At 72.7% G+C, this 22,047-nt stretch carries 18 protein-coding genes; 8 read left to right on the top strand and 10 right to left on the bottom strand.

The genetic code is table 11. The features are described 5' to 3' along the window. Nucleotide 1 precedes the first annotated feature (1 nt). From QHG49_RS07740 to QHG49_RS07730, 3 genes are all read left to right on the top strand, one after another. On the top strand, nucleotides 2-2,386 hold the full coding sequence (locus QHG49_RS07740) for a xanthine dehydrogenase family protein molybdopterin-binding subunit (protein WP_301488089.1): 2,385 nt from the start codon (nucleotides 2-4) through the stop codon (nucleotides 2,384-2,386). 214 nt (nucleotides 2,387-2,600) lie between these two features. After that, nucleotides 2,601-4,058 (top strand): NCS2 family permease, encoded by a 1,458-nt coding sequence (locus tag QHG49_RS07735; protein ID WP_145486447.1) that lies wholly within the window; start codon nucleotides 2,601-2,603, stop codon nucleotides 4,056-4,058. A gap of 49 nt (nucleotides 4,059-4,107) precedes the next feature. Next, nucleotides 4,108-5,253: an XdhC/CoxI family protein gene (locus QHG49_RS07730; protein ID WP_159706156.1), complete on the top strand. Its 1,146-nt coding sequence runs from the start codon at nucleotides 4,108-4,110 to the stop codon at nucleotides 5,251-5,253. A 167-nt stretch (nucleotides 5,254-5,420) separates the two neighbouring features. Here the strand turns inward: QHG49_RS07730 and QHG49_RS07725 are convergent, their stop codons facing one another. Continuing rightward, entirely contained in the window at nucleotides 5,421-6,266 is an 846-nt protein-coding gene (locus QHG49_RS07725) for an alpha/beta fold hydrolase (protein ID WP_145486445.1), read from the bottom strand. A gap of 115 nt (nucleotides 6,267-6,381) precedes the next feature. On the opposite strand from QHG49_RS07725, the gene QHG49_RS07720 reads away from it, so the two are divergent. Both QHG49_RS07720 and QHG49_RS07715 read left to right on the top strand, forming a co-directional pair. Further along, nucleotides 6,382-7,314 carry a LysR family transcriptional regulator gene (locus QHG49_RS07720; RefSeq protein WP_145486444.1) on the top strand — a complete coding sequence of 311 codons (933 nt, stop codon included), beginning with the start codon at nucleotides 6,382-6,384 and terminating at the stop codon, nucleotides 7,312-7,314. Nucleotides 7,315-7,542: 228 nt separating this feature from the next. Next, nucleotides 7,543-8,184, top strand: a complete 642-nt coding sequence (locus tag QHG49_RS07715) for a LysE family translocator (protein ID WP_301488080.1) — start codon at nucleotides 7,543-7,545, stop codon at nucleotides 8,182-8,184. A gap of 49 nt (nucleotides 8,185-8,233) precedes the next feature. Here QHG49_RS07715 and QHG49_RS07710 read toward each other — a convergent pair whose 3' ends face one another. The 3 genes from QHG49_RS07710 to QHG49_RS07700 all read right to left on the bottom strand — a co-directional run bounded on the left by QHG49_RS07710 (nucleotide 8,234) and on the right by QHG49_RS07700 (nucleotide 10,042). Further along, nucleotides 8,234-8,674 carry an SRPBCC family protein gene (locus QHG49_RS07710; protein ID WP_301488078.1) on the bottom strand — a complete coding sequence of 147 codons (441 nt, stop codon included), beginning with the start codon at nucleotides 8,672-8,674 and terminating at the stop codon, nucleotides 8,234-8,236. Between the two features lie 78 nt (nucleotides 8,675-8,752). Further along, nucleotides 8,753-9,520 carry a polysaccharide deacetylase family protein gene (locus QHG49_RS07705; protein WP_301492736.1) on the bottom strand — a complete coding sequence of 256 codons (768 nt, stop codon included), beginning with the start codon at nucleotides 9,518-9,520 and terminating at the stop codon, nucleotides 8,753-8,755. Nucleotides 9,521-9,625: 105 nt separating this feature from the next. After that, entirely contained in the window at nucleotides 9,626-10,042 is a 417-nt protein-coding gene (locus QHG49_RS07700) for an AsnC family transcriptional regulator (protein ID WP_301488076.1), read from the bottom strand. A 43-nt stretch (nucleotides 10,043-10,085) separates the two neighbouring features. Here QHG49_RS07700 and QHG49_RS07695 point away from each other — a divergent pair, with 43 nt between their 5' ends. Then, the gene (locus tag QHG49_RS07695; protein ID WP_301488075.1) at nucleotides 10,086-10,805 is read left to right on the top strand and encodes an SDR family oxidoreductase; all 720 of its coding nucleotides are present in this window, start codon (nucleotides 10,086-10,088) and stop codon (nucleotides 10,803-10,805) included. Nucleotides 10,806-10,959: 154 nt separating this feature from the next. Here the strand turns inward: QHG49_RS07695 and QHG49_RS07690 are convergent, their stop codons facing one another. The 5 genes from QHG49_RS07690 to QHG49_RS07670 form a co-directional block, all read right to left on the bottom strand. After that, nucleotides 10,960-11,802 carry a patatin-like phospholipase family protein gene (locus QHG49_RS07690; RefSeq protein ID WP_301488073.1) on the bottom strand — a complete coding sequence of 281 codons (843 nt, stop codon included), beginning with the start codon at nucleotides 11,800-11,802 and terminating at the stop codon, nucleotides 10,960-10,962. A gap of 130 nt (nucleotides 11,803-11,932) precedes the next feature. Next, nucleotides 11,933-12,319 (bottom strand): hypothetical protein, encoded by a 387-nt coding sequence (locus QHG49_RS07685; RefSeq protein ID WP_301488071.1) that lies wholly within the window; start codon nucleotides 12,317-12,319, stop codon nucleotides 11,933-11,935. 372 nt (nucleotides 12,320-12,691) lie between these two features. Next, nucleotides 12,692-13,483 (bottom strand): trypsin-like serine protease, encoded by a 792-nt coding sequence (locus QHG49_RS07680; RefSeq protein WP_145486438.1) that lies wholly within the window; start codon nucleotides 13,481-13,483, stop codon nucleotides 12,692-12,694. A 210-nt stretch (nucleotides 13,484-13,693) separates the two neighbouring features. Continuing rightward, a complete protein-coding gene (locus tag QHG49_RS07675; protein ID WP_301488069.1) occupies nucleotides 13,694-16,522 on the bottom strand; it encodes an AAA family ATPase in 2,829 nt (942 codons plus the stop codon). Nucleotides 16,523-16,677: 155 nt separating this feature from the next. After that, on the bottom strand, nucleotides 16,678-17,640 hold the full coding sequence (locus QHG49_RS07670; RefSeq protein WP_301492735.1) for a helix-turn-helix transcriptional regulator: 963 nt from the start codon (nucleotides 17,638-17,640) through the stop codon (nucleotides 16,678-16,680). A gap of 61 nt (nucleotides 17,641-17,701) precedes the next feature. On the opposite strand from QHG49_RS07670, the gene QHG49_RS07665 reads away from it, so the two are divergent. Together QHG49_RS07665 and QHG49_RS07660 are read left to right on the top strand one after the other, a co-directional pair. Continuing rightward, entirely contained in the window at nucleotides 17,702-19,375 is a 1,674-nt protein-coding gene (locus QHG49_RS07665; RefSeq protein ID WP_301488068.1) for an AMP-binding protein, read from the top strand. A 26-nt stretch (nucleotides 19,376-19,401) separates the two neighbouring features. Next, complete coding sequence (locus QHG49_RS07660; protein ID WP_301492734.1) at nucleotides 19,402-21,003, top strand: AMP-binding protein; 1,602 nt, start codon at nucleotides 19,402-19,404, stop codon at nucleotides 21,001-21,003. A 10-nt stretch (nucleotides 21,004-21,013) separates the two neighbouring features. On the opposite strand, the gene QHG49_RS07655 is transcribed toward QHG49_RS07660, so the two are convergent. Beyond that, the gene (locus tag QHG49_RS07655) at nucleotides 21,014-21,796 is read right to left on the bottom strand and encodes a hypothetical protein (protein WP_301488065.1); all 783 of its coding nucleotides are present in this window, start codon (nucleotides 21,794-21,796) and stop codon (nucleotides 21,014-21,016) included. Nucleotides 21,797-22,047: the final 251 nt, after the last annotated feature.

The raw sequence follows: 22,047 nt of genomic DNA, 5'->3' as shown, positions 1-22,047 counted from the left end.
CATGCCGGCCAACGGAGTTCCCGCGAAGATCACCCAGGGCTCGGGCACCAAGGGCGGCATCGGCGAGTCCACCCTGCGCCCCGACGGCACCCTCAAGGTCACCGGCGAGTTCGCCTACTCCTCGGACATGTGGCACGAGGACATGCTGTGGGGCCAGATCCTGCGCTCCACCGTCGCGCACGCCGAGATCGTCTCCATCGACACCGCCGAGGCCCTCGCCCTGCCGGGCGTGTACGCCGTCATGACGTACGACGACCTGCCCACCGAGGTGAAGCACTACGGCCTGGAGATCCAGGACACCCCGGTCCTCGCGCACGGCAAGGTGCGCCACCACGGGGAGCCGGTCGCGATCGTCGCCGCCGACCACCCGGAGACCGCCCGCCGCGCCGCCGCCAAGATCAAGGTGGAGTACCGCGAACTCCCCGTGATCATCGACGAGAAGTCGGCCCTCGGACCGGACGCCGTCCTCGTCCACGAGCACCGCGACGACCACCACATCGGGCATGTCGCGCACCCGAACATCGTGCACCGCCAGCCGATCGTGCGCGGCGACGCCGCCGCTGCCGCCGCCCGGGCCGATGTGATCGTCAGGGGCGAGTACACCTTCGGCATGCAGGACCAGGCCTTCCTCGGCCCCGAGTCCGGGCTCGCGGTGCCCGAGGAGGACGGCGGTGTCCACCTCTACATCGCCACCCAGTGGCTGCACTCCGACCTGCGCCAGATCGCGCCCGTACTCGGCCTGCCCGAGCGCAAGGTGCGGATGACGCTGTCCGGCGTCGGCGGCGCGTTCGGCGGCCGCGAGGACCTGTCCATGCAGATCCACGCCTGCCTGCTGGCGCTGCGCACCGGCAAGCCCGTCAAGATCGTCTACAACCGGTTCGAGTCCTTCTTCGGCCACGTCCACCGCCACCCGGCCAAGCTGTACTACGAGCACGGCGCCACCCGCGACGGCAAGCTGACCCACGTCACATGCCGGATCGTCCTGGACGGCGGCGCCTACGCCTCCGCCTCCCCGGCCGTCGTCGGCAACGCCTCCTCGCTGAGCATCGGGCCGTACGTCGTGGACGACGTCGACATCGAGGCCATCGCCCTCTACACCAACAACCCGCCCTGCGGCGCGATGCGCGGCTTCGGCGCGGTCCAGGCGTGCTTCGCGTACGAGGCCCAGATGGACAAGCTGGCGAAGGAACTCGGCCTGGACCCGGTGGAGTTCAGGCAGCTGAACGCCATGGAGCAGGGCACGGTCATGCCCACCGGGCAGCCGGTCGACTCCCCGGCGCCGGTCGCCGAGCTGCTGCGCCGCGTCAAGGCGATGCCGCTGCCGCCCGAGCGCCAGTGGGAGTCCAGCGAGGGCGCCGACGTACGGCAGCTGCCCGGCGGCCTGTCCAACACCACGCACGGCGAGGGCGTCGTCCGGGGGATCGGCTACGCGGTCGGCATCAAGAACGTCGGCTTCTCCGAGGGCTTCGACGACTACTCCACCGCCCGGGTGCGCATGGAGGTGATCGCGGGCGAGCCGGTCGCCACCGTGCACACCGCGATGGCGGAGGTCGGCCAGGGCGGTGTCACCGTGCACGCCCAGATCGCCCGCAGCGAGCTCGGCGTCGCCCAGGTCACCATCCACCCCGCCGACACCCAGGTGGGCTCGGCGGGTTCGACCTCCGCCTCCCGGCAGACGTACGTCACCGGCGGCGCCGTCAAGAACGCCTGCGAGCTGGTCCGCGAACGGGTCCTGGACATCGGCCGGCGCAAGTTCGGCTCCTACCACCCCGCCTGGGCCACCGCGGAGCTGCTGCTGGAGGGCGGCAAGGTCGTCACCGACGGCGGCGAGGTGCTCGCCGACCTGGTCGACGTCCTGGAGGACGAGGCGGTGGAGCTGGAGGAGGAGTGGCGGCACCGGCCGACCGAGGCCTTCGACCTGCGCACCGGTCAGGGCAACGGCCACGTCCAGTACTCCTTCGCCGCGCACCGCGCCGTGGTCGAGGTCGACACCGAACTCGGCCTCGTCAAGGTCATCGAACTGGCCTGCGCCCAGGACGTCGGCAAGGCGCTCAACCCGCTCTCCGTCGTCGGCCAGATCCAGGGCGGCACCACACAGGGCCTGGGCGTCGCGGTGATGGAGGAGATCATCGTGGACCCGAAGACCGCGAAGGTCAGGAACCCCTCCTTCACGGACTACCTGATCCCGACCATCCTCGACACGCCGACCATCCCGGTCGACGTCCTCGAACTCGCCGACGAGCACGCCCCGTACGGGCTGCGCGGCATCGGCGAGGCCCCGACGCTGTCCTCGACCCCGGCCGTCCTCGCGGCGATCCGCGCGGCGACGGGCCTCCAGCTCGACCGGACGCCGGTACGCCCGGAGCACCTCACGGGCACGGCCTGACACACCCCCCCGCCGTCGCGGGCACGCGTGCCGCCCCAGGCGGCGCGGGTGGGCGCGACGGCACCCCGACGCCGGGCAACCGCTCGTTCCCGGCCCACCCCCACCCCCCATACGTGCCACACCGGGCCGTCCCCCGGGTTACGTGCACATCCCAAATCCCGCTCAGCTCGATGGAGTTGACCGGGTGCCCCTGTGAACCTTGGGAGACGGCACCATGACCCGATCATCAGTGGAGCCCAGGACCACGGCCGAGGACGCCGGCGACGGCAGCCGCGTCCCGGCCGGCCGGTCCTGGCTCGACCGGTACTTCCACATATCCCGGAGAGGATCCACCGTCGCGCGAGAGGTGCGCGGCGGGGTCACCACCTTCATGGCGATGGCCTACATCCTGCTCCTCAACCCCCTGATCCTGTCCGGCAAGGACGTCCAGGGCGACACGCTCGGCCAGAAGGCCCTGATCACCGCGACCGCGTTCGCCGCGGCCCTCACCACACTGCTGATGGGCTTCGTCGGCAAGGTGCCCCTCGCGCTCGCCGCCGGCCTCTCGGTCTCCGGCGTCCTGTCCGCGCAGGTCGTGCCCGACATGACCTGGCCGCAGGCGATGGGCATGTGCGTGCTGTACGGCGTCGTCATCATGCTGCTGGTCGTCACCGGCCTGCGCGAGATGGTCATGAACGCGATCCCGCTCGCGCTCAAGCACGGCATCACCATGGGCATCGGCCTGTTCATCGCCCTCATCGGCTTCTACAAGTCCGGCTTCGTGCACCAGGGCAAGGGCGGCCCGCTGAGCCTCGGCCCCGCGGGCCAGCTCACCGGCTGGCCGGTGCTGCTCTTCGCCGGCACCCTGCTGCTGATCTTCATGCTCCAGGCCCGCAACGTCCCCGGCGCCATCCTCATCGGCATCGTCTCCGGCACGGTCGTCGCCGCCGTCCTCAACGGGCTCGGCGTCATCGACCCCCGCCAGTGGGCGTCCGGCGCCCCCGAACTGCACGGCGGCGCCGTCTCGATGCCGGACTTCTCGCTCTTCGGACACATCGGCTTCGGCGGCTGGGACAAGGTCGGCGGGATGACCATCGCGGTGATCGTCTTCACCCTGGTGCTCGCCGGGTTCTTCGACGCGATGGCCACCATCATCGGCGTCGGCACGGAGGCCGGGCTCGCCGACGACAAGGGGCGGATGCCGGGGCTGTCCAAGGCGCTGTTCATCGACGGCGCGGGCGGTGCGATCGGCGGTCTGGCCGGCGGCTCCGGCCAGACGGTCTTCATCGAGTCGGCGACCGGTGTCGGCGAGGGCGCCCGCACGGGCCTCGCGTCCGCGGTGACCGGACTGCTCTTCGCGGCCTGCCTGTTCTTCACCCCGGTGACCGCGATCGTCCCGCAGGAGGTGGCCTCCGCGGCGCTGGTGGTCATCGGCGCGATGATGCTGATGAACGCGCGGCACGTGGACTGGGGCGACCGCGCCACGGCGATCCCGGTCTTCCTGACCGTCGTCCTGATGCCGTTCACGTACACGATCACCACGGGCGTCGCGGCCGGAGTCGTCTCGTACACGGCGATCAAGGTGGCCCAGGGCAGGGCGCGGGAGATCGGCGCGTTCATGTGGGGGCTCACCGTGATCTTCCTCGTGTACTTCGCGCTGCACCCCGTCGAGAGCTGGCTCGGCGTCCACTAGCGCCGCGCCGCCGCCCCCTTCCCGGCAACCATCCTGAGGAGACCGACAGATGCTGGACATCGCCGAGGAGTTGAACCGTTGGATCGGCCAGGGACGTGACTTCGCCGTCGCGACCGTCGTCGCCGTCGGCGGCAGCGCGCCCCGGCAGCCCGGTGCCGCGCTCGCGGTGGACGCCGACGGCACGGCCGTCGGGTCGGTCTCCGGGGGGTGCGTGGAGGGCGCGGTGTACGAGCTGTGCAGGCAGGCGCTCACGGACGGGGACACCGTCCTCGAACGCTTCGGGTACAGCGACGAGGACGCCTTCGCGGTCGGCCTGACCTGCGGCGGCGTCATCGACATCCTGGTGGTGCCGGTCCGGGCGGACGACCCCGCCCGGCCGGTGATCGCGGCCACGCTGGCCGCCGCCGCGCGGGGGGAGGCGGCGGCGCTCGCCCGGATCGTGGCCGGCCCGGCCGGCCTCCCCGGCCGCGCCCTGCTGGTCCGGCCCGACGGATCGTACGACGGCGGTTACGGCGCCCACCCCGAACTGGACCGCACCGTCGCCGCCGAGGCCCGCGCCCTGCTGGACGCGGGCCGCACCGGCACCGTGGAGATCGGCGCCCGGGGCTCGCGCTGCGGGGCGCCGGTCACCGTCCTGGTGGAGTCCTCCGTGCCCCCGCCCCGGATGATCGTCTTCGGCGCGATCGACTTCGCCTCCGCGCTGGTCCGGGTCGGCAAGTTCCTCGGCCATCACGTCACCGTGTGCGACGCCCGCCCGGTCTTCGCCACCCGCACCCGCTTCCCGGAGGCCGACGAGATCGTGGTCGAGTGGCCCCACGCCTATCTGGAACGCACCGGGACCGACGGCCGTACCGTCCTGTGCGTCCTCACCCACGACGCCAAGTTCGACGTACCGCTGCTGAAGGTGGCGCTGCGCCTCCCGGTCGCCTACGTCGGCGCGATGGGCTCCCGCCGCACCCACCTGGACCGCGCCCGACGCCTGCGTGAAGTCGGCCTCACCGAGCGGGAGTTGTCCCGCCTGCGGTCCCCGATCGGCCTGGACCTCGGCGCCCGTACGCCCGAGGAGACGGCCCTGTCGATCGCCGCGGAGATCGTCGCCGCCCGCCGCGGCGGCACCGGCACCACCCTGACCGGCGGCCACACCCCGATCCACCACGACCCGGCACCCCGACCCCGGATCGGCTCGGTGGCCTGACCCCCCGGGAGACGCGGGCTGCCGCGTCCCGCTCGGCCCCCGCCGAACCCGAACCCTCGTGTGCCGCCCGGCCCCCGGGGACCGGGCCGGCACCCACACCGCCACCGCCACCGGCCGCGAACCGTCCCCCGCCCAGGGGCGGGGAGGCCCGCACGAGCCGCTACGGCTCACGAGGCGAGGGCCACGGCGAGTTCGCTCGGCCGGGCGGCGAACGGGCTGTGGCCGCCGGGCAGGGTACGCACGCTGAACGGGTTACCGGGGAAGGCCCGGTCGGCCTCCGCGATCATCAGGTCCTGCGCGGCCGGTGCGAGCGCCCGGTCCTCGGCGCAGCGCACGAAAGTTCGTGGAATTCGTCCCCACCGTGCCGCGGTCAGGGTGACCGGAGCCGTCGGGATCGCCAGCGGCAGATCAGGGCTCAGCGCGGACCGCCACCGGTCGAAGCGGTCCAGGGGGGTGTCGTGGTAGTACGTTTCCCGCAGTTCGTCGAGGTAGGCGGGATCCGGTGAGAGCGGATTGATCCGTACGGCGCCCAGGGCCCCGGGGTCGCCGAGGTTCAGGTTCTCGCCCCGGGCGGTGGCGTTCTCGGGTGAGCCCAGGTAGTCGAAGAACCGCGGCCGCCCGCCCGGGACGAACGCGGACAGGTAGACGATCCGGTCCACCAGCCCGGGCGCCCGCTCCGCGGCCAGGGACGCGGGGCCGCCGCCCGCGCTGTGCGCGACGAGCACGACAGCGCGATGGTGACGCACCTGGCGCAGGACGTTCAGTACCGTCTCGGCGCAGTCGTCCATCGTCAGGGGGGCGAGCCGGGACTTCTCGGTCAGCAGGCCCGGCTGACCGGGCAGCAGGTATCCGGTGGGCAGGGGCGCGTCGAAGCCGTGCCCCGGCATGTCGACGGCCACGCTCGCGGCGCCCAGTCCGGCCAGCGCGCGCTGCGTCGCCGCCCACTGTCCGGAGCCGTGCCAGGCGCCGTGCACGAAAACGAAAACGGTGTCGGTCAGAGATACGTTCCTCATGGCTCCATTCCAGACAGGAACCACAGCGCCATCTCTTCGTACATCTGGTAAGCGGCACGGCGATATCTTTGAGGTATCGCCAGTAGCCGATGTGACGTCGATGAAGGGGTGGGTCGTGGAAGCGCGCCACCTGCGGTACGCGGTCGCTCTCGCCGAGCACGGACACTTCGGCCGGGCGGCCGGCGAACTGGGCATCGCGCAGCCGCCGCTGTCCAAGCAGATCGCCGACCTGGAGCGCGAGGTCGGGGCCCGGCTGTTCGACCGCACACGCCGGGGTGTCTTCCCCACCGCCGCCGGTGAGGCGTTCCTCGCGCGGGCGCGCCGGGCGCTCGACGAGATCGCGGCGGCCACGGTCGACGCGGGCCGGGCCGCGCGCGGCGAGACGGGACGTCTGCGCCTCGGCTTCGTCGCCTCGGCACTGCTCGACCCGCTGCCGGGCGTGCTGCGCCGGTTCGGCCGCGAACGGCCCGACGTGAGACTGGAACTGCACGAGATGGCGACCAGCCGCAGCGGCCCGGCTCTCGTCGCCGGGGAACTGGACGTGGCCCTCACCCTCGGCCCGCCACGAGGTGCCGGAGCCGAGCATCTCGTGTCCGTCCCGATCGGACGCGACCACGTGATCGCCGTGGTCAGTACGGTGCACCCGTACGCCGGTCAACACACGGTGAGTGCCGACCAGTTGCGGACACAGCCGCTGATCATGTCGGCCGGCGAGGACGAGCCCGCTGTAGTCGCCGGACTGCGCACCCTGCTGGGCGCGGACTCCCCGGCTCTCGGCGGTGCGACCGTCGCGAGGGACGTGCACACGATCATCGGCCTCGCCGCCTCCGGCGTGGGCGTCGGCCTGGGGCCGTCCCGTATGAGGGCGGTCCCGCGTCCGGGAGTGCGGTTCTGTGAAGTGACCCCGCGCACCCCCCTGCCCGATCTCATCCTGTCCTTCGCGGCCCGCGATCACTCCCCGGTGCTGCGCGCCTTCCTCGACACCATCCGGAAGAACTGCCCCGACGTCGGTGCCGCGCTCGACGACCGGCTTCGGCCTCACAGGTGATGCGGGCCGGTCGTCCCTTCGCCTGCGCGTCCGCTCCGCGACCGGCGCCGAGCGCCCCGGACGGCCGAGGCGCCGCTCGGGAGCGGGCGGCGACAACGGGGCCCCGCCCTTGCGCAATCCAAGGCCCCAGCCTCCGAGACCCGCCCAGTCCCCACTGAACGCCCCCCCGGGCCACGCCTCCCCGAAAAGCCATTGCCGACCGCCTCGGCGCCTGTGTTCCATGAGGGCATGGTCTCCCTCGACCGGCTGTTCGCCTTCTCGGCGCTGGCCCTTGTGCTGATCGTGATACCCGGCCCGAGCGTGCTCTTCGTCGTCGGGCGGGCCCTCGCGCACGGCCGGCGTGCCGCGCTGACCACGGTCGCCGGGAACACCCTGGGCGCGTACGTCCTCGTCGCCGCCGTGGCCCTCGGCATCGGACCGGTGGTGGAGCGCTCGGTGCTCCTCTTCACCGCGCTCAAGCTCGCGGGCGCCGCCTACCTGGTGTACCTCGGCATCAAGGCATGGCGGCAACGCGGTTCGCTGCGGGCCGCGTTCACCCGGCCCGGCCCTCCGGAGCGGGGCGGTCTGCGCACCCTCGGGGAGGGCTTCGCGGTCGGTGTGGCCAACCCCAAGACGATGGTGTTCTTCGCCGCCGTACTGCCCCAGTTCGTGGACCGCGCACAGGGGCACGTGCCCCTCCAGATGCTGTTGCTCGGCCTCGTCTTCAACCTCATCGCGCTGGTCTCGGACAGCGTCTGGGGCCTGGTCGCCTCCGCCGCCCGCGACTGGTTCGCCCGCTCGCCCCGCCGGCTGTCCGCGGTCGGCGGCGCCGGCGGCCTGGCGATGATCGGCCTGGGCGTGACGGTGGCGGCGACGGGCCGCAAGGACTGAACCCCGCCCAGGCGTACGGCCGTTCGGCCCCGCCCGGAGCCGGTCCCGCTCAAGCCCGCCTGAGCAGCCGGTTCACCCCGCGCCCGAAGACGATACGGGCCGTACGCCTCACCACCCCGTCGAACGCCTGCGGCAGGAACCGCACCCGCAGCTCCTCCCGCCACACCACCCGGCTGCGGCCCCCGGGCCCCGGCCGGACCTCGATCTCCGCCCAGCCGAGGATCACCCGGCCCCGCTTCTCCAGCCGGCACAGCCCGCCCTCGCCGTCCGCGGGCGGGCGCCAGACGGTCACCTCCATGGGGTCGTCCATGGTGAGCGGGCCGAGGCCGGAGCGCGCCGTGAAACGGGTGCCCACCCGGGTCGGGCCGGGGGTCAGCACCCTGACCCGGGTCAGCGGCACGGCGATCGAGTGGCGGGGCCACTCGGTGATCCGGCGCCACGCCTCGTCCAGCGGGAGCGGCACGGTCCGGGTGAGGGTGAAGGTCGGCACGTGCCGATCGTAGGCACTGGCCCTCGCGCGGCCGGGAGTTCGGTACCGGCTCACCCGGTCGGCCCAGCACCCCGGGGCTCAGGGCCGGTAGACCTTGCCCGGCTCGGCCCTGCCGGGGGCGAGGAGCTGGGGGACCGTCACGAAGGTGTACCCGCGCTTCTTGAGGGCGTCGATGATGCCCGGTACGGCGGGCACGGTACCGGAGTAGATGTCGTGCAGCAGGATGATCCCGTCCCGGTCGGCCTGGTCGAGGACGCGCTTGGTGATGAGCGCCGAGTCGGTGGTCGCGTAGTCCTTCGCGGTCACGCTCCACAGGACCTCCGCGAGCCCCAACTCCTTGCAGATCTCATGGATGTTGGCATCCGTACGGCCCTGCGGCGGGCGCATCAGCGTGGGCTTGCGTCCGGTGATCCGCTTGATCGCGTCGTTCGGCCGCCGCAACTCCTCGCGCACCTGGTCGTCGGATATGTCCGTGAGGATCTTGTGGTCCCAGGTGTGGCTCGCCACCTCGTGGCCCTCGTTGGCCATGCGCTTGACCAGCTGCGGGTACTTCTCGATGTGCCGCTCGCCGAGCAGGAAGAACGTCGCGTGGACCTTCTTCTCCTTCAGGATGTCCAGCAGCTTCGGGGAGTTCTCGCTGGGACCCGCGTCGAAGGTCAGCGCGATGCACTTGGCCTTGCGGCAGTCGACACCGCCGAGGCTCGCCGGCGCCCCCTGCGCCGCCTCCTTGCGCGCGGTGCTCGGCGAGGTGGTGTCGACCTGAGCGCAGCCGGTCAGCGCCAGCGCCATGCCGACGGCGGCCGGGACGAGCGCGGCCGGACGGAACCCTCGGCGCCGTTCCCGCATCTTCTCTGTCGCGGACACCGGCGCGGGCGTCTTCTTGATCGAAGGAAACACGCCGGGACTATACACACATTTTATAGTCCATTTGTGCGAATGTGGGGCAATTGTTCACATAAGGTGTTCGCCATCGACCCGGGCCCCGGCCTGCTCGATCCGACGGTGGACGACCGGGCTCACCTCCATCGCCTCGACGCCCGGAGGTCGAGCACGGCGGCGGCGCGGCCGCACCATCCACCGGCTCTGCCCGAGCGCTCCCGGATCGACGACCCCGACCACCCGGATCGCCCCGGCCCGTCGCATCCGGCGGTAGCGGCGGGCGACGGTCGGCCCGGAGATCCCGAGGACCTTCGCCGCGGTCGCGGATCCCACCCGTGGATCGATCCGGAGTGCCCGAAGGATTCGCACGTCGTCCGACTCCGGGATGTCGGATGCGGCGATTTCGGGGCGCGGCATGGCGGTGATGCCACAGACGGCGGCGTTTCCAGCTCGCCGTGCGGCGCGCCTGGCCGAGGCTTGCAGGAGCACGACGACACGGGTACGACGACCGACCGATGAAGGGCCTGCAACCATGCCTGCACCCACCTCGAAGAGAACGCCCCCGACCGCCTTGATCGTCGCCGCCGGCCGTGGGCTGGGCCGCGCCGTCGCCGAGCAGTTCCTCGACAGGGGATGGCAGGTCATCGGCACGGTCCGGCCGGGCCGTCCGCGATCCGGGCTGCACGAACTCGCCGAGACCGCCGGCGGCAGGCTGGAGATCGAGACGCTGGACATCGACGAGCCGGACCAGATCGCGGCGCTGCGCGGACGCCTGGACGGCCGCGTGCTGGACGTCCTCTTCGTCAACGCGGGAATCACCACGCGGGACGAGCACATCCCCGTCGGCGAGGTCACGACCGAGGAGTTCAACGCCGTCATGCTCACCAACGCGCTGAGCCCGATGCGCGTCATCGAATCCCTGCAGGACCTCGTCACCCCGACCGGTCTGATCGGCGCGATGTCGTCCGGCCAGGGCAGCATCGCCAACAACGAGACCGGGCGGCGAGAGGTCTACCGGGGCAGCAAGGCGGCCCTGAACCAGTTCATGCGCAGCTTCGCGGTCCGCCAGCCGGAGCCCGCGCGCACGCTGCTGGTCCTGGCACCCGGCTGGATCCGCACCGAACTGGGCGGACCGGACGCCCCCCTCGGGATCGAGGACAGCATCCCCCGGCTGGTGGACGTCATGCTCGCCCAACTCGGCACCCCCGGCGTACAGTTCCTCGACTACCAGGGCCGAACCGTCCCCTGGTAGCCCCCGGGGGGCGTGTTGCGCGAGGCGTACCTCACCCGCCGCCACCCGGCCCCGCCTGGCACCGGGCCTCGCCACCACGCCTCTCCCCGGCCGCCTCCTGCCTGGACGCCTCCGGCACCACGCCGCCCCCGTCCGCGACGCCTGCGGGTCCCGGTCAGGCCTTCGCCCACTCCAGCTTCAGCCGCCGCCCCTGCTCGCGGCCCGCCCTCGCCGCCGGTTCGCGGGTCGCCGGGTCCAGCGGGTTGGCGCCGATCGCGGCGGTCGAGGCGTCGTCGGGGCCGACGACGAGGACCTCGGCGCCCTCGGCGCGCAGGGCCGCGACCGTGTCGTCCAGCGGGTGGTCGCTCGGCAGGGGCTCGACGGGGCCCAGCGGGACGAGGACCAGCACGCGGTCGGCACCGGAGGCGAGGTCGGCGTTGGCGACGGAGCGGACACCGCCGTCGATGTAGCGGCGCCCGGCGATCGTCACCGGCGGCCACACCCCCGGGACGGCGCAGCTGGCGGCGACCGCGTCGACCAGCGGGACACCCGAGTCACGGTCGAAGACCCGCGTGTCACCGGTCTCGGCGTCGACCGCGACGACCTTCAACGCCCGCCGGGGCCAGCCGTGTTCGGGGAGCCTGGACTCGATCACCGCGAGCCGCTCGGGCTCGCCGACCGTCCGCGCGGCGAGGGCCACCCGGCCGACCGCGCCGCGCAGCTCCGCCGCCGAGGACGCCGTGGCCATCGTGACGCCGATCTCCGCGGCGAACCTGTCGATGTCCATCTCGGCCATGATCTCGCGCGCCTGCAGGGCGGGCTCCACCTGCCGCGCGTACAGCTTCTCCACGCCGAGCCCGCTGCCCAGTTGGGCCGCGACGGTCGCCCCCGCCGAGGTGCCCACCAGCAATCCGGCCCCGGTGACGTCCTGCCCGGCATCGGCGAGTCCCGCGAGCAGCCCGGTCATCCAGGCGATCCCGCCCACCCCGCCGCCACCCAGCACCAACGCCTCGGTCATCTCTGCCCCTCCAGCACTCTCCGACATCGCACCGGCCTCACCGGCCCCAGGAGGAACCCTTCCCTCCGCCGCCCCCGCCCAAGGTCCCCCCACGGGTAAAGGCCCAAAAAGGACCGGACGGCGTCCGGAATCACTCCGAGGTACTGATGTCGGCGACGCGCACCTCGGAGGGTGTGCCCTCGGCCGAGGGACGCGACTTCTCGAACGGCGTGTCGACCGTTCCCCGCACGGACACGCCGGACGCGACCCGCCTGGTCACCGTCCGAGTGGTTCCGTTCTCGAAGTCGAACACCACGGTGTAAGTGACCGCGTGGCCCTCGTCGTTGCGGATGGCGTAGTCCGCGCTGAACACCTGCTCGCCGCGCTCGTACCGGACCCCGGAGTCCGTGATCTCCACGGGTTCCGGCGAGCCGGTGGCCGGCTGGTCGTCGGTGTTCATGCGGTGCGCGAGCCAGGCCACCGCCCCGAGGACGACGGCGATAGCCACGATCCAGCCGACGACAACTCTCCCGGCCACCACGCCATCTCCTCCGACACCGGTCCGTCCGCCCATGGCCCGGCCACTGTAGACACCGCGTGTTCACGCAGGTCAAGGGGCGAAGACCGGGGCCGCGCGGGACCGGCGTGAAAGCGACTGCGGCAGCGACCGTCATCCGGAACGCGGTGATCGGGCGTGCGACCCGGCAGGTCACTGGGTGCATTCCGCGATGCGGAGGAGGGCGCGAGGGGGTCGCCGGTGCCACCCGGCGTGGCCGGATCCGTTCGTGGAAACCGGTGTCACCCGGCGTGGCCGGATCCGTTCGTGGAAAGGGGGGCGCTGCGGGCTGCTCGTGGTCGCTCGCAACGCCCCCCTGGCCTTACCCGAGGGGTACTCGGGAGATCTTCCGGGTCACGAGTTCACCTGTGCGGTGACCTGGTCCGAGAAGGTGGCCAGCCGGGTGTAGACACCCGGGTAACCCGCCTCCGCGCACCCCTCGCCCCAAGAAGTGATCCCTGCCAGGACGCCCCCGATGAGCAGGGGACCGCCGCTGTCGCCCTGGCAGGTGTCTACGCCGCCGGAGCTGTATCCGGCGCACACCATGTCGGACTGCACGTAGTCCGAACCGTAGGCGGAACGGCAGCTCGCGTCGGACACGACCGGTACGGTCGCGGTCCGCAGCTGGTTGGAGGAGCTGCCGTTCTCCGAAGTCGTGCCCCAGCCGAGGATCCGCGCCGTGGTACCGGCCGCGTACACACCCGTCTGGGAGGAGGAGACGTACGACACCGGCTGGTACGGCATCGACGTCGACAGGGTCAGCACGGACACGTCGTCGCCGTTGGTGGCGTCCGTGTAGTCCGGGTTCACCCAGATCTTGCTGACCTTGCTCACCGTGCCGTCGGTACCGTTGAGCTTGGTACGGCCGCCGACGACGCGGACACTGTCGGGGGTCTCGCCGGCCATGCAGTGCGCGGCCGTCACCACCTTGGTGGCGGACACCAGGGTGCCGCCGCAGAACTGGCTGCCGGACGCGTCCGTGATCTGCATGACGAACGGGTACGCCGTGGTGGTGGTCGTCGTACCGCCGACGATGGGCTGGGGAGCTGCGCTCGCCGTGGGGGAGGCGAGCAGCGCGGTCGTCGCGGCGGCGGCGGTGGCCACCAGGATCGCGGCGGTGCGTCTGGCACGTGTGGGCCCGAACATGAGTCTCCTCAGTGGGGTTGCACCGGTGGGGGGTTCGCACGGGTAGAGGGGTTGTGCACGGTGGTGGGGGGTGGGTCCGACCCCCTGTACCCGGGCGAGCGGTACGCCCATTACGCTAGGTCCCGGAACCTTCGGCTCCCAATGAGGGAACCCCCTAGGGGGTCGGGTGAGGGAAAACCCTCGGTCCGGTTCAGTTAACAGGCGCCCCGCTCAGTGCGCGCGCCGACCTGCGGCCAATCGGACGATGTCGACCCGCGACCGGATCCCGAGCTTGCGGTAGACCCGGGTGAGCGTGGCCTCGACCGTCTTGACGCTGATGAACAGCCGCGCCGCTATCTCCCTGTTGGTGGCACCCTCCATGACCAGCGCGGCCACCTGACGCTCCATCGCGGCCAGGACGTCCAGCACGTCGAGCGCGTCCAGGGCGGCGGGCACGGTCCGCACGGGTTCGGTGTCGAGGGTGGTGAGCGCCTCGTCCACCTGGCGCAGCCACGGCAGCGCCCGGCAGCGGCGGAACATCCGGGTCGCCTCGTCGAAGGCCGCGGGCCCCGGGCGCCGGCCGCGCAGCCGGGCCAGCGCGAACGCGGCCCGCGCCTCCTCCAGGCCGTAACCCAGCTTGCCGAGCCGGTCCTGAGCCGATCTCAGCCGGTCGAGCGCCGCCTCGCCCGCGCCCTGCGCGGCCCGCACCAGGGCCTCGGAGCGGTCGAGCACGGCGAGCACGCTCTCCCGGCCGAGCCGCAGCGCGTGCTCCCGCGCGGTGTCGATGACGTCCTGCGCCTCGGCGGGTTCACCGATACGGACCAGCGCCTCGGCGAGGTCGCCCTGCCAGCGGCCCCGGGCCGGGTCGGTGATGCCGAGGCCCAGCTCCAGGCTGCGCACCCGGCGCAGCGAGCGCACGGTGCCGGCCGGGTCCCCGGCCACCAACTGGGCGTACCCGAGCGCGCCCAGGGCCCGGGAGAGGTACATCTGGTCGCCGTCCCCCTCGGCGTGCTCCACCGCCTCCCGGGCGAGGGTGAGCGCCCGGTCCACGTCTCCGCCGGACGCCTCCGCGAGCGAGGTCAGCATCGCCGAGGCGGTCTCGCCGATCCCGGAGTCCCGGGCCAGCTTGAGGCCCTCGCGGGCGAGGTCGAGGGCGCGGCCGCAGTGCCCGGCGCGCAGTTCGGTCTCGGCGAGGCCGCGCAGGAAGTGCACCTCGCTCTCCACCGAGCCGCGCCGGCGCACCTCGCGCAGCAGCCCGGTGACGGTGGCCCGCGCCTCGGCCAGCTGGTCGCCCATGACCAGCCAGCGGAACCGGGCGCTGCCCGCCCCGTTGTGATGCCAGGCCACCCGCGGGTCCTGGGGCTCGCGCAGGGCCCGTTTGATGGTGCGGGGCGCCTCCGGATGGCCCATCAGGGTCTCGGTCTGCGCCTGGAAGGCGAGGGCGAGCAGCTCGGTGCGCCGGTCCTTGCTGCGCGCGGCCAGCTCGGCGGCGTGCGCGGCGGCGTCGCGGGCCGCGGTGAAGTCGCCTTCCACGATCAGTGCCCGCCAGCCCAGCTGGTAGTGGACCAGGGCGAGCAGCCGCGGATCGTCACCGGCGTCGGCGAGGGCCTGCGGGAAGAGGGCGTCGACCTCGGCCATGGTGTGGCCGGCGGTGTCGATGACGATGATCCAGGCGCGCACCCGTTCGGCGGGCACACTCGCCCGTTTGAGTACCTCGCGGGCGATGTCCCGGGCGAGGTCCACCTCGCCCGCCGTGATGGCGTCCTCGGCGGCGACCAGCCGCCGTTCCTCCGGGCTGGGCACGCCGTCCACCGGGGTGTGCCGGGCGGCCAGCAGCCCCAGCTGGGCGGCGACCGAGGGCGCGCCGCGGTCCCGGGCGAGGGCGGCGGCCTCGGCGAGCCGGGCGGCGACCTCCGGGTCGGCGCCGGTGGTGGCGAGGGCGAGGTGCCGGGCCCGCTCGATGGGATCGGAGGCGGCCGTGGACAGCGCCGCGTGCGCGGCCCGCCGCTCCTGCGCGGGCGCCTCCGCGTACAGCGCGGCGGAGATGAGGGGATGCGCGAAGCGTACGGCGGGGCCGTCCGACTCCGTTGCCAGCAACCCGAGTTCGGCGGCCTGGGCGCACTCCGCCTCGGCGTTCTCCCGGCCCGCCGCGTGCAGCAGCGCCGGGGTGGGCCGGGCGCCGGCGCTGGCCACCAGCAGGGTGCGGCGGGCCTCCACGGACAGCATGTCCAGGCGGCTGAGCACCAGGGCGCGCAGCGAGGTGGGCACCGGCAGCGGCTCGCCGGGGCGCGGCGGGGTGCGGCTCTCGGCGAGGGCGCGGCCGAGTTCCAGCGCGAACAGCGGGTTGCCGCCGCTGGTGCGGTGCACCTCGCGGACCGTGGAGCGGGGCAGAGCGCCGTGGCCGCGGTGGCCGAGCAGCTCGGCGATCCGGGCGTGCGAGAGCGGCCCGATCCGCACGGCGAGGGTGTCCGGCGGGCAGGACCGCAGATGGCGGTCGTACTCCTGGCTGTCCCGGCCCTCCGTCCTTACGGCGCACAGGAGTTGGACCGGGGTGCCGCCGAGCCGGCGGGCGGCGAAGCCGAGCAGTTCGGCGCTGGCGGGGTCCAGCCACTGGAGGTCGTCGGCGACGACCAGGACCGGGCCGCGGACGGCGAGCGCGCGCAGCGCGGACAGCACCGCGAGGCGCAGGGCGAGGCCGTCGCGCTGGAGGCTGGACTCGCCGCGGCCGGTGAGCGCCGACTCCAGCGCGGTGCGCTGGGCGGCGGGCAGCCGGGGGCAGACGTCGTCGAGCACCAGGCCGAGGAGGTCGGCGAGGGCGAGGAACGGAAGGTGGGATTCGGACTCGGTCGCCGAGCAGCGCAGGACGATGTGCGCGGTGGCGGCGTATTCCTCGGCCAATGCCCGCAGGACGGTCGATTTCCCTATTCCGGCCGGGCCGTGGAGCAGCACACTGCCGCCGGAGGCGAGTCGGGCGCGGGCGGCGGCGCACACGTCCTCGCGGCCGATGACCAGGTCCGAGCGGCATCGGGCAGACTCCTGGAAGTCCCGTCGCACGGTCACCGCTCCCCTCGTGTGTCGTGTCCGGACCAAATTCTAGGCAACGATCCTTGAAATTCGGACGGAAGCCGTGGTGAGGGAAATAACAAACGGTCAAGCATGAGGAAATTCAAAGCATCCGCGCATGAATGGGAAGGTTTCCTTCATGTCTCGGGGGGCTACGGAAGCAGCCCCGCCCTGCGTGCCGCGGTCACCGCCTCCCCCCGCGTATGTGCGCCCAACTTCCGCATGGCCGAACGCAGATAGCCCTTGACCGTCTCCGGGCGCAGCCCCAGCCGCTCGGCCACCGCGGCGTTGGTCGCACCCGCCGCGACCCAGGACAGCACGTCCAGTTCGCGCGGCGCCAGAGCCGGTCCGCCGGACGGCCGCGGCGCCGTCAGCAGCCCGCAGGCGGCCAGCAGATCGGCGCGCAGGGCCGCATCGGTGATCCGGGGCGCCAGCGCCCGCAGCGCCGCGTGCGCCTCCCGCACCTGCTCCCAGGCGCCCGTACCGGGCCCCGCGCCGGTCTCCGGGCCGCCGCACGGCCCTGCCCCCGCGTCCCCGGGAGCGCCCCGCCCGGCCGCCGTCAGCAGCTCCCACGCCTCGTCCCGCAGTATCAGTGTCTGCTCCACGTCCCGCGCCACCGCCACCGCCGCGCCGAGCGCCCGGTCGCCGAGCGGCTGGGCCGAACGCAGCGCGCCGTACAGCACCCCGCGCACCCGGCGCCGTACCACCACCGGCACCGCGAGCACCGAGCGGATGCCCTCGGCGGCCACCGGGATGTCGTACTCGTGGCTGATGTGCCGGGAGTTGGAGTAGTCCGTCACCGCGCACGGCCGGGCCAGTGCCACCGCCTTGCCGCCGAGTCCGCTGCCCGAACTCACCGCGAGCGAGCGCAGCGCGGCCGTCGCCGTGCCGCTCAGCTCGCTGATGCGCACCTGGGGCCGGCCGGACTCCACCAGCCCGCCGAAGGCGACCGGCAGCCCCGTCGCGCGCCGCAGCCTGAGCAGCGCACCGCGGATCTCCACCACCGTCACGGCCTCTGCTGTCACCTCATCGCTCCTTCGGTGCGGCTGATGTGCGGACCACACCCCCGTGCGCACAGGGACCACACCCCCGTTCGGGGGTAGTGAGACCTGCATCACGGATTAGACGATGCCAGGGAGCCGCCCGGCAATGGTCGGGAGCAGAGGAGGACGACGGATGACGACGGCGACCGATGCCTTCAGGAACGCACGGGACTTCCTGCTGGCACACCGCGAGGACTACGCCACCGCCTACGACGGGTTCACGTGGCCCCGGCCGGAGCACTTCAACTGGGCGCTGGACTGGTTCGACGTGATCGCCGCCGGCAACGACCGCACCGCGCTGCACATCGTGGAGGAGGACGGCCGCGAGGTCCGGCTGTCCTTCGCCGAGCTGTCCGAGCGCTCCGACCGGATCGCGAACTGGCTGCGCGCGCGGGGCGTCGCCGCCGAGCACCGCGTCCTGGTCATGCTCGGCAACCAGGCCGAGCTGTGGGAGGTCATGCTGGCCGCGATGAAGCTGCGCGCGGTCGTCATCCCGGCCACCCCGCTGCTCGGCCCCGCCGACCTGCGCGACCGCGTCGGGCGCGGCCGGGTCCGGCATGTGCTGGTGCGGGCCGAGGACACCGCCAAGTTCGCCGAGGTGCCCGGCTCCTACACCCGGATCGCGGTCGGCGGCACACCGGCGCAGGGCTGGCTTTCGTACGAGGACGCGTACGACGCCCCCACCGGCTTCACGGCCGACGGGCCCACCCTCTCCGACGACCCGCTGATGCTCTACTTCACCTCGGGCACCACCGCCCGCCCCAAGCTGGTCGAGCACACCCATGTCTCGTACCCCATCGGCCACTTGGCGACCATGTACTGGGTCGGCCTGAAGCCCGGTGACGTCCATCTGAACATCTCCTCGCCCGGCTGGGCCAAGCACGCCTGGTCCAACCTGTTCGCCCCGTGGAACGCCGAGGCGACCGTCTTCATCTTCAACTACACGAGGTTCGACGCGGGCCGGCTGATGGCCGAGATGGACCGCGCCGGGGTCACCACCTTCTGCGCCCCACCGACCGTGTGGCGCATGCTCATCCAAGCCGACCTCGGCCAACTGCGCACGCCGCCACGCGAAGTGGTGGCCGCGGGCGAGCCGCTCAATCCCGAGGTCATCGAACAGGTGCGCCGTGCCTGGGGGTTGACCATCCGGGACGGCTTCGGGCAGACCGAGACCGCCGTGCAGGTCTCCAACGCACCCGGCCAGCGCCTGAAGACCGGCTCCATGGGCCGCCCCAGCCCCGGCTACAAGGTGGAGCTGCTCGACCCGGTCACCGGCGCGCCCGGCGCCGCCGAGGGCGAGATCGCGCTCGACCTCGGCGACCCGCCCATCGGCCTGATGGCCGGCTACCACGGCGACCCGGACCGCACCGCCGAGGCCATGGCGGGCGGCTACTACCGCACCGGCGACATCGCGGCCCGTGACGAGGACGGCTACCTGACCTACATCGGCCGCGCCGACGACGTCTTCAAGGCGTCCGACTACAAGATCAGCCCCTTCGAGCTGGAGAGCGCGCTGCTGGAGCACCCGGCGGTGGCCGAGGCCGCCGTGGTGCCCGCCCCGGACGACCTGCGGCTCGCGGTGCCCAAGGCGTACGTCGTCCTCGCCGAGGGCTACGAGCCGGGACCCGACACCGCCAAGGTCATTTTCGAGCACTCCCGCCAGGTGCTCGCCCCCTACAAGCGCGTGCGCCGCCTGGAGTTCGGCGCGCTGCCCAAGACCGTCTCCGGCAAGATCCGCCGCATCGAGCTGCGCGAGGCCACCGCGCAGGGCTCGGCGGACGAGTACCGCGAGGAGGACTTCCGGTGAGCGCGGGACGTGCGGCGAGCGCCCCGCTGCTGTCGTACGCGCACGGGACGGGCACCACCGCGCTGCTCGGCGAGACCATCGGCGCCAACCTCGCCCGTACGGCGGCGACCTGGCCGGACCGCGAGGCCCTGGTCGATGTGGCGGCCGGGCGCCGCTGGACGTACGCCGCCTTCGACGCCGACGTGGACCGGCTCGCCCGCGCCCTGCTGGCGAGCGGCATCGCCAAGGGCGACCGGGTGGGCATCTGGGCGGTCAACCGCGCCGAGTGGGTGCTCGTGCAGTACGCCACCGCCCGTGTCGGCGCCGTCATGGTCAACATCAACCCGGCCTACCGCACCCACGAGGTGCGGTTCGTCCTGCGCCAGGCGGGCGTACGGCTGCTGTTCGCCTCCCTCAGCCACAAGACCAGCGACTACCGGGCCATGGTCGAGGAGGTCCGCGGCGACTGCCACGAGCTGCGCGAGGTCGTCCACCTCGGGGACCCCGGCTGGGAGGCGTTCACCGCACGCGGCGAGGGCGAGGACCGGAGCGAACTGGCCGCGCGGGAAGCGGAGTTGTCCTGCGACGACCCGATCAACATCCAGTACACCTCCGGCACCACCGGCTTCCCCAAGGGCGCCACCCTCTCCCACCACAACATCCTCAACAATGGCTATTTCGTCGGGGAGTTGGTCAAGTACACGGAGCAGGACCGCATTTGTATCCCGGTCCCCTTCTACCACTGCTTCGGCATGGTGATGGCCAACCTGGCGGCCACCTCGCACGGCGCCTGCATGGTGATCCCGGCCCCGTCCTTCGAGCCGAGGGCCAGCCTGGAGGCGGTGCAGCGGGAGCGGTGTACGTCCCTGTACGGCGTCCCGACCATGTTCATCGCGGAGCTGAACCTCCCGGACTTCGCGTCGTACGACCTCTCCACCCTGCGCACCGGCATCATGGCGGGCTCGCCCTGCCCGGTGGAGGTGATGAAGCGGGTCGTCGCCGAGATGCACATGGCCGAGGTCGCCATCTGCTACGGCATGACCGAGACCTCGCCGGTGTCCCTGCAGACCCGCACCGACGACGACCTGGAGCACCGCACCGCAACCGTCGGCCGCGTCCTGCCCCACCTGGAGGTCAAGGTCGTCGACCCGGCCACCGGGGTCACCCGACCACGGGGCGCGGCAGGTGAGTTGTGCACCCGCGGCTACAGCGTGATGCTCGGCTACTGGGACGAGCCAGAGAAGAGCGCCGAGGTCATCGACGCGGGCCGCTGGATGCACACCGGGGACCTCGCGATGATGCGCGAGGACGGGTACGTGGAGATCGTCGGCCGCATCAAGGACATGATCATCCGGGGCGGCGAGAACATCTACCCGCGCGAGATCGAGGAGTTCCTCTACGCCCACCCGAAGATCAGGGACGTACAGGTCGTCGGGGTGCCGGACGAGAAGTACGGCGAGGAGGTGCTGGCCTGTGTGATCCCGCGCGACGACGGCGACCCGCTGACCCTGGAGGAACTGCGCGCCTTCTGCCGGGGGCGGCTCGCGCACTACAAGGTGCCGAGCAGGCTCGGCATCCTCGACGCCTTCCCGATGACGGTGTCGGGGAAGGTGCGGAAGATCGAACTGCGGGAGCGGTACCGGGACTGAGCCGTCCCCCTCAGCCCCGACGCGCGCGGCGCCCCGGTTGCGGGGCGCCGTCGGTGTTCAGGGCGTCGGCGGGGTCGTTCACCGGCTGCGGGACGCCCGCGAGGTCGAGGACGAACAGCGGTACACCGAGCGAGTCCGCGCAGGCGCGGGCGGCGTCGGTGTATCCGGCGAGGGAGAAGTGGACGCAGTCGGCGGACTCCGTCATCGCGGTCAGCCACAGGCACTCCACGTCCCGGGGTGCGGCGGGCCGTGCCGTCGGGTCCACCTGGGCGAGCAGTCCCCGGGCGGCGAGCCCGATGCCGTTCACCGGCCGCTGGTCGGCGCGCCGGATGTCCCCGTACCCGAGCCAGCGCAGATACAGCGCGGTCGCGGTGACGGCGTCCCGGGCGGTGCGCACGGCGTGCGGCTGGAAGGCGCGGCGGGACGGGGCCGGGTCGAGGGACTCCGGCCGGGCGCGGGGCTCGGGGTGGGCGGCACCGGGCTCGGCGTGGGCGGGGGACGGCTGGGCGCGGGCCCCCGCCGGGTCCGGGTGTGTCTCCAGCACCGGGATCCGCAGCACCGTGCCGCAGGGGCAGCCCAGTTCCGGGCGGGGCCAGTGGTTGAGCCGCCCGCACACGGCGCACACGGCGTCGATCCACTCGTCGCCCCAGGTCCGGTGCCCGGCGACCACCGGCGCCGCCACCCGGTCCAGCCGCGGGGCGGCCGGGGTTCCGCAGGCGCAGGGATACGCCGGTGCGGTGTAGACATGCTCGCGCCGACAGGCCGGACAGCGCACCGGCACGCTCTCGGGCATGGCCCACTCACTCTCGCACGACACCTCGGGACAGCGCTCTCATGGTGCTCCCGCCGTACGGCGTTTGTCCGGCATTCCCCCACCACTTGCCGGTGTCTTGGTGTCTCTTGACGAGGTCAACACCCACCTCTAGATTACTTCCAGATAGTAGAAAGCAAATTCCATAGTGCGGAATTTGACGGGACTCTCTGGAGACAGTGCTCACCGCGGGGCGCGACGGGAGTACGCATCCGACACCGAGGCAGGAGTAC

It is taken from the genome of Streptomyces sp. WP-1 (assembly GCF_030450125.1).
Lineage (GTDB): Bacteria > Actinomycetota > Actinomycetes > Streptomycetales > Streptomycetaceae > Streptomyces > Streptomyces incarnatus.
Note: the sequence above shows the minus strand (reverse complement) of the source record. Positions and strands in the feature narration are given on the sequence as shown.

Coding starts and splice junctions, on each gene's coding strand:
- QHG49_RS07740 (WP_301488089.1), top strand. CDS start 2: ATGCCGGCCAACGGAGTTCCCGCGAAGATCACCCAGGGCTCGGGCACC.
- QHG49_RS07735 (WP_145486447.1), top strand. CDS start 2,601: ATGACCCGATCATCAGTGGAGCCCAGGACCACGGCCGAGGACGCCGGC.
- QHG49_RS07730 (WP_159706156.1), top strand. CDS start 4,108: ATGCTGGACATCGCCGAGGAGTTGAACCGTTGGATCGGCCAGGGACGT.
- QHG49_RS07725 (WP_145486445.1), bottom strand. CDS start 6,266: ATGAGGAACGTATCTCTGACCGACACCGTTTTCGTTTTCGTGCACGGC.
- QHG49_RS07715 (WP_301488080.1), top strand. CDS start 7,543: ATGGTCTCCCTCGACCGGCTGTTCGCCTTCTCGGCGCTGGCCCTTGTG.
- QHG49_RS07705 (WP_301492736.1), bottom strand. CDS start 9,520: ATGCGGGAACGGCGCCGAGGGTTCCGTCCGGCCGCGCTCGTCCCGGCC.
- QHG49_RS07695 (WP_301488075.1), top strand. CDS start 10,086: ATGCCTGCACCCACCTCGAAGAGAACGCCCCCGACCGCCTTGATCGTC.
- QHG49_RS07690 (WP_301488073.1), bottom strand. CDS start 11,802: ATGACCGAGGCGTTGGTGCTGGGTGGCGGCGGGGTGGGCGGGATCGCC.
- QHG49_RS07680 (WP_145486438.1), bottom strand. CDS start 13,483: ATGTTCGGGCCCACACGTGCCAGACGCACCGCCGCGATCCTGGTGGCC.
- QHG49_RS07670 (WP_301492735.1), bottom strand. CDS start 17,640: ATGCAGGTCTCACTACCCCCGAACGGGGGTGTGGTCCCTGTGCGCACG.
- QHG49_RS07665 (WP_301488068.1), top strand. CDS start 17,702: ATGACGACGGCGACCGATGCCTTCAGGAACGCACGGGACTTCCTGCTG.
- QHG49_RS07655 (WP_301488065.1), bottom strand. CDS start 21,796: ATGCCCGAGAGCGTGCCGGTGCGCTGTCCGGCCTGTCGGCGCGAGCAT.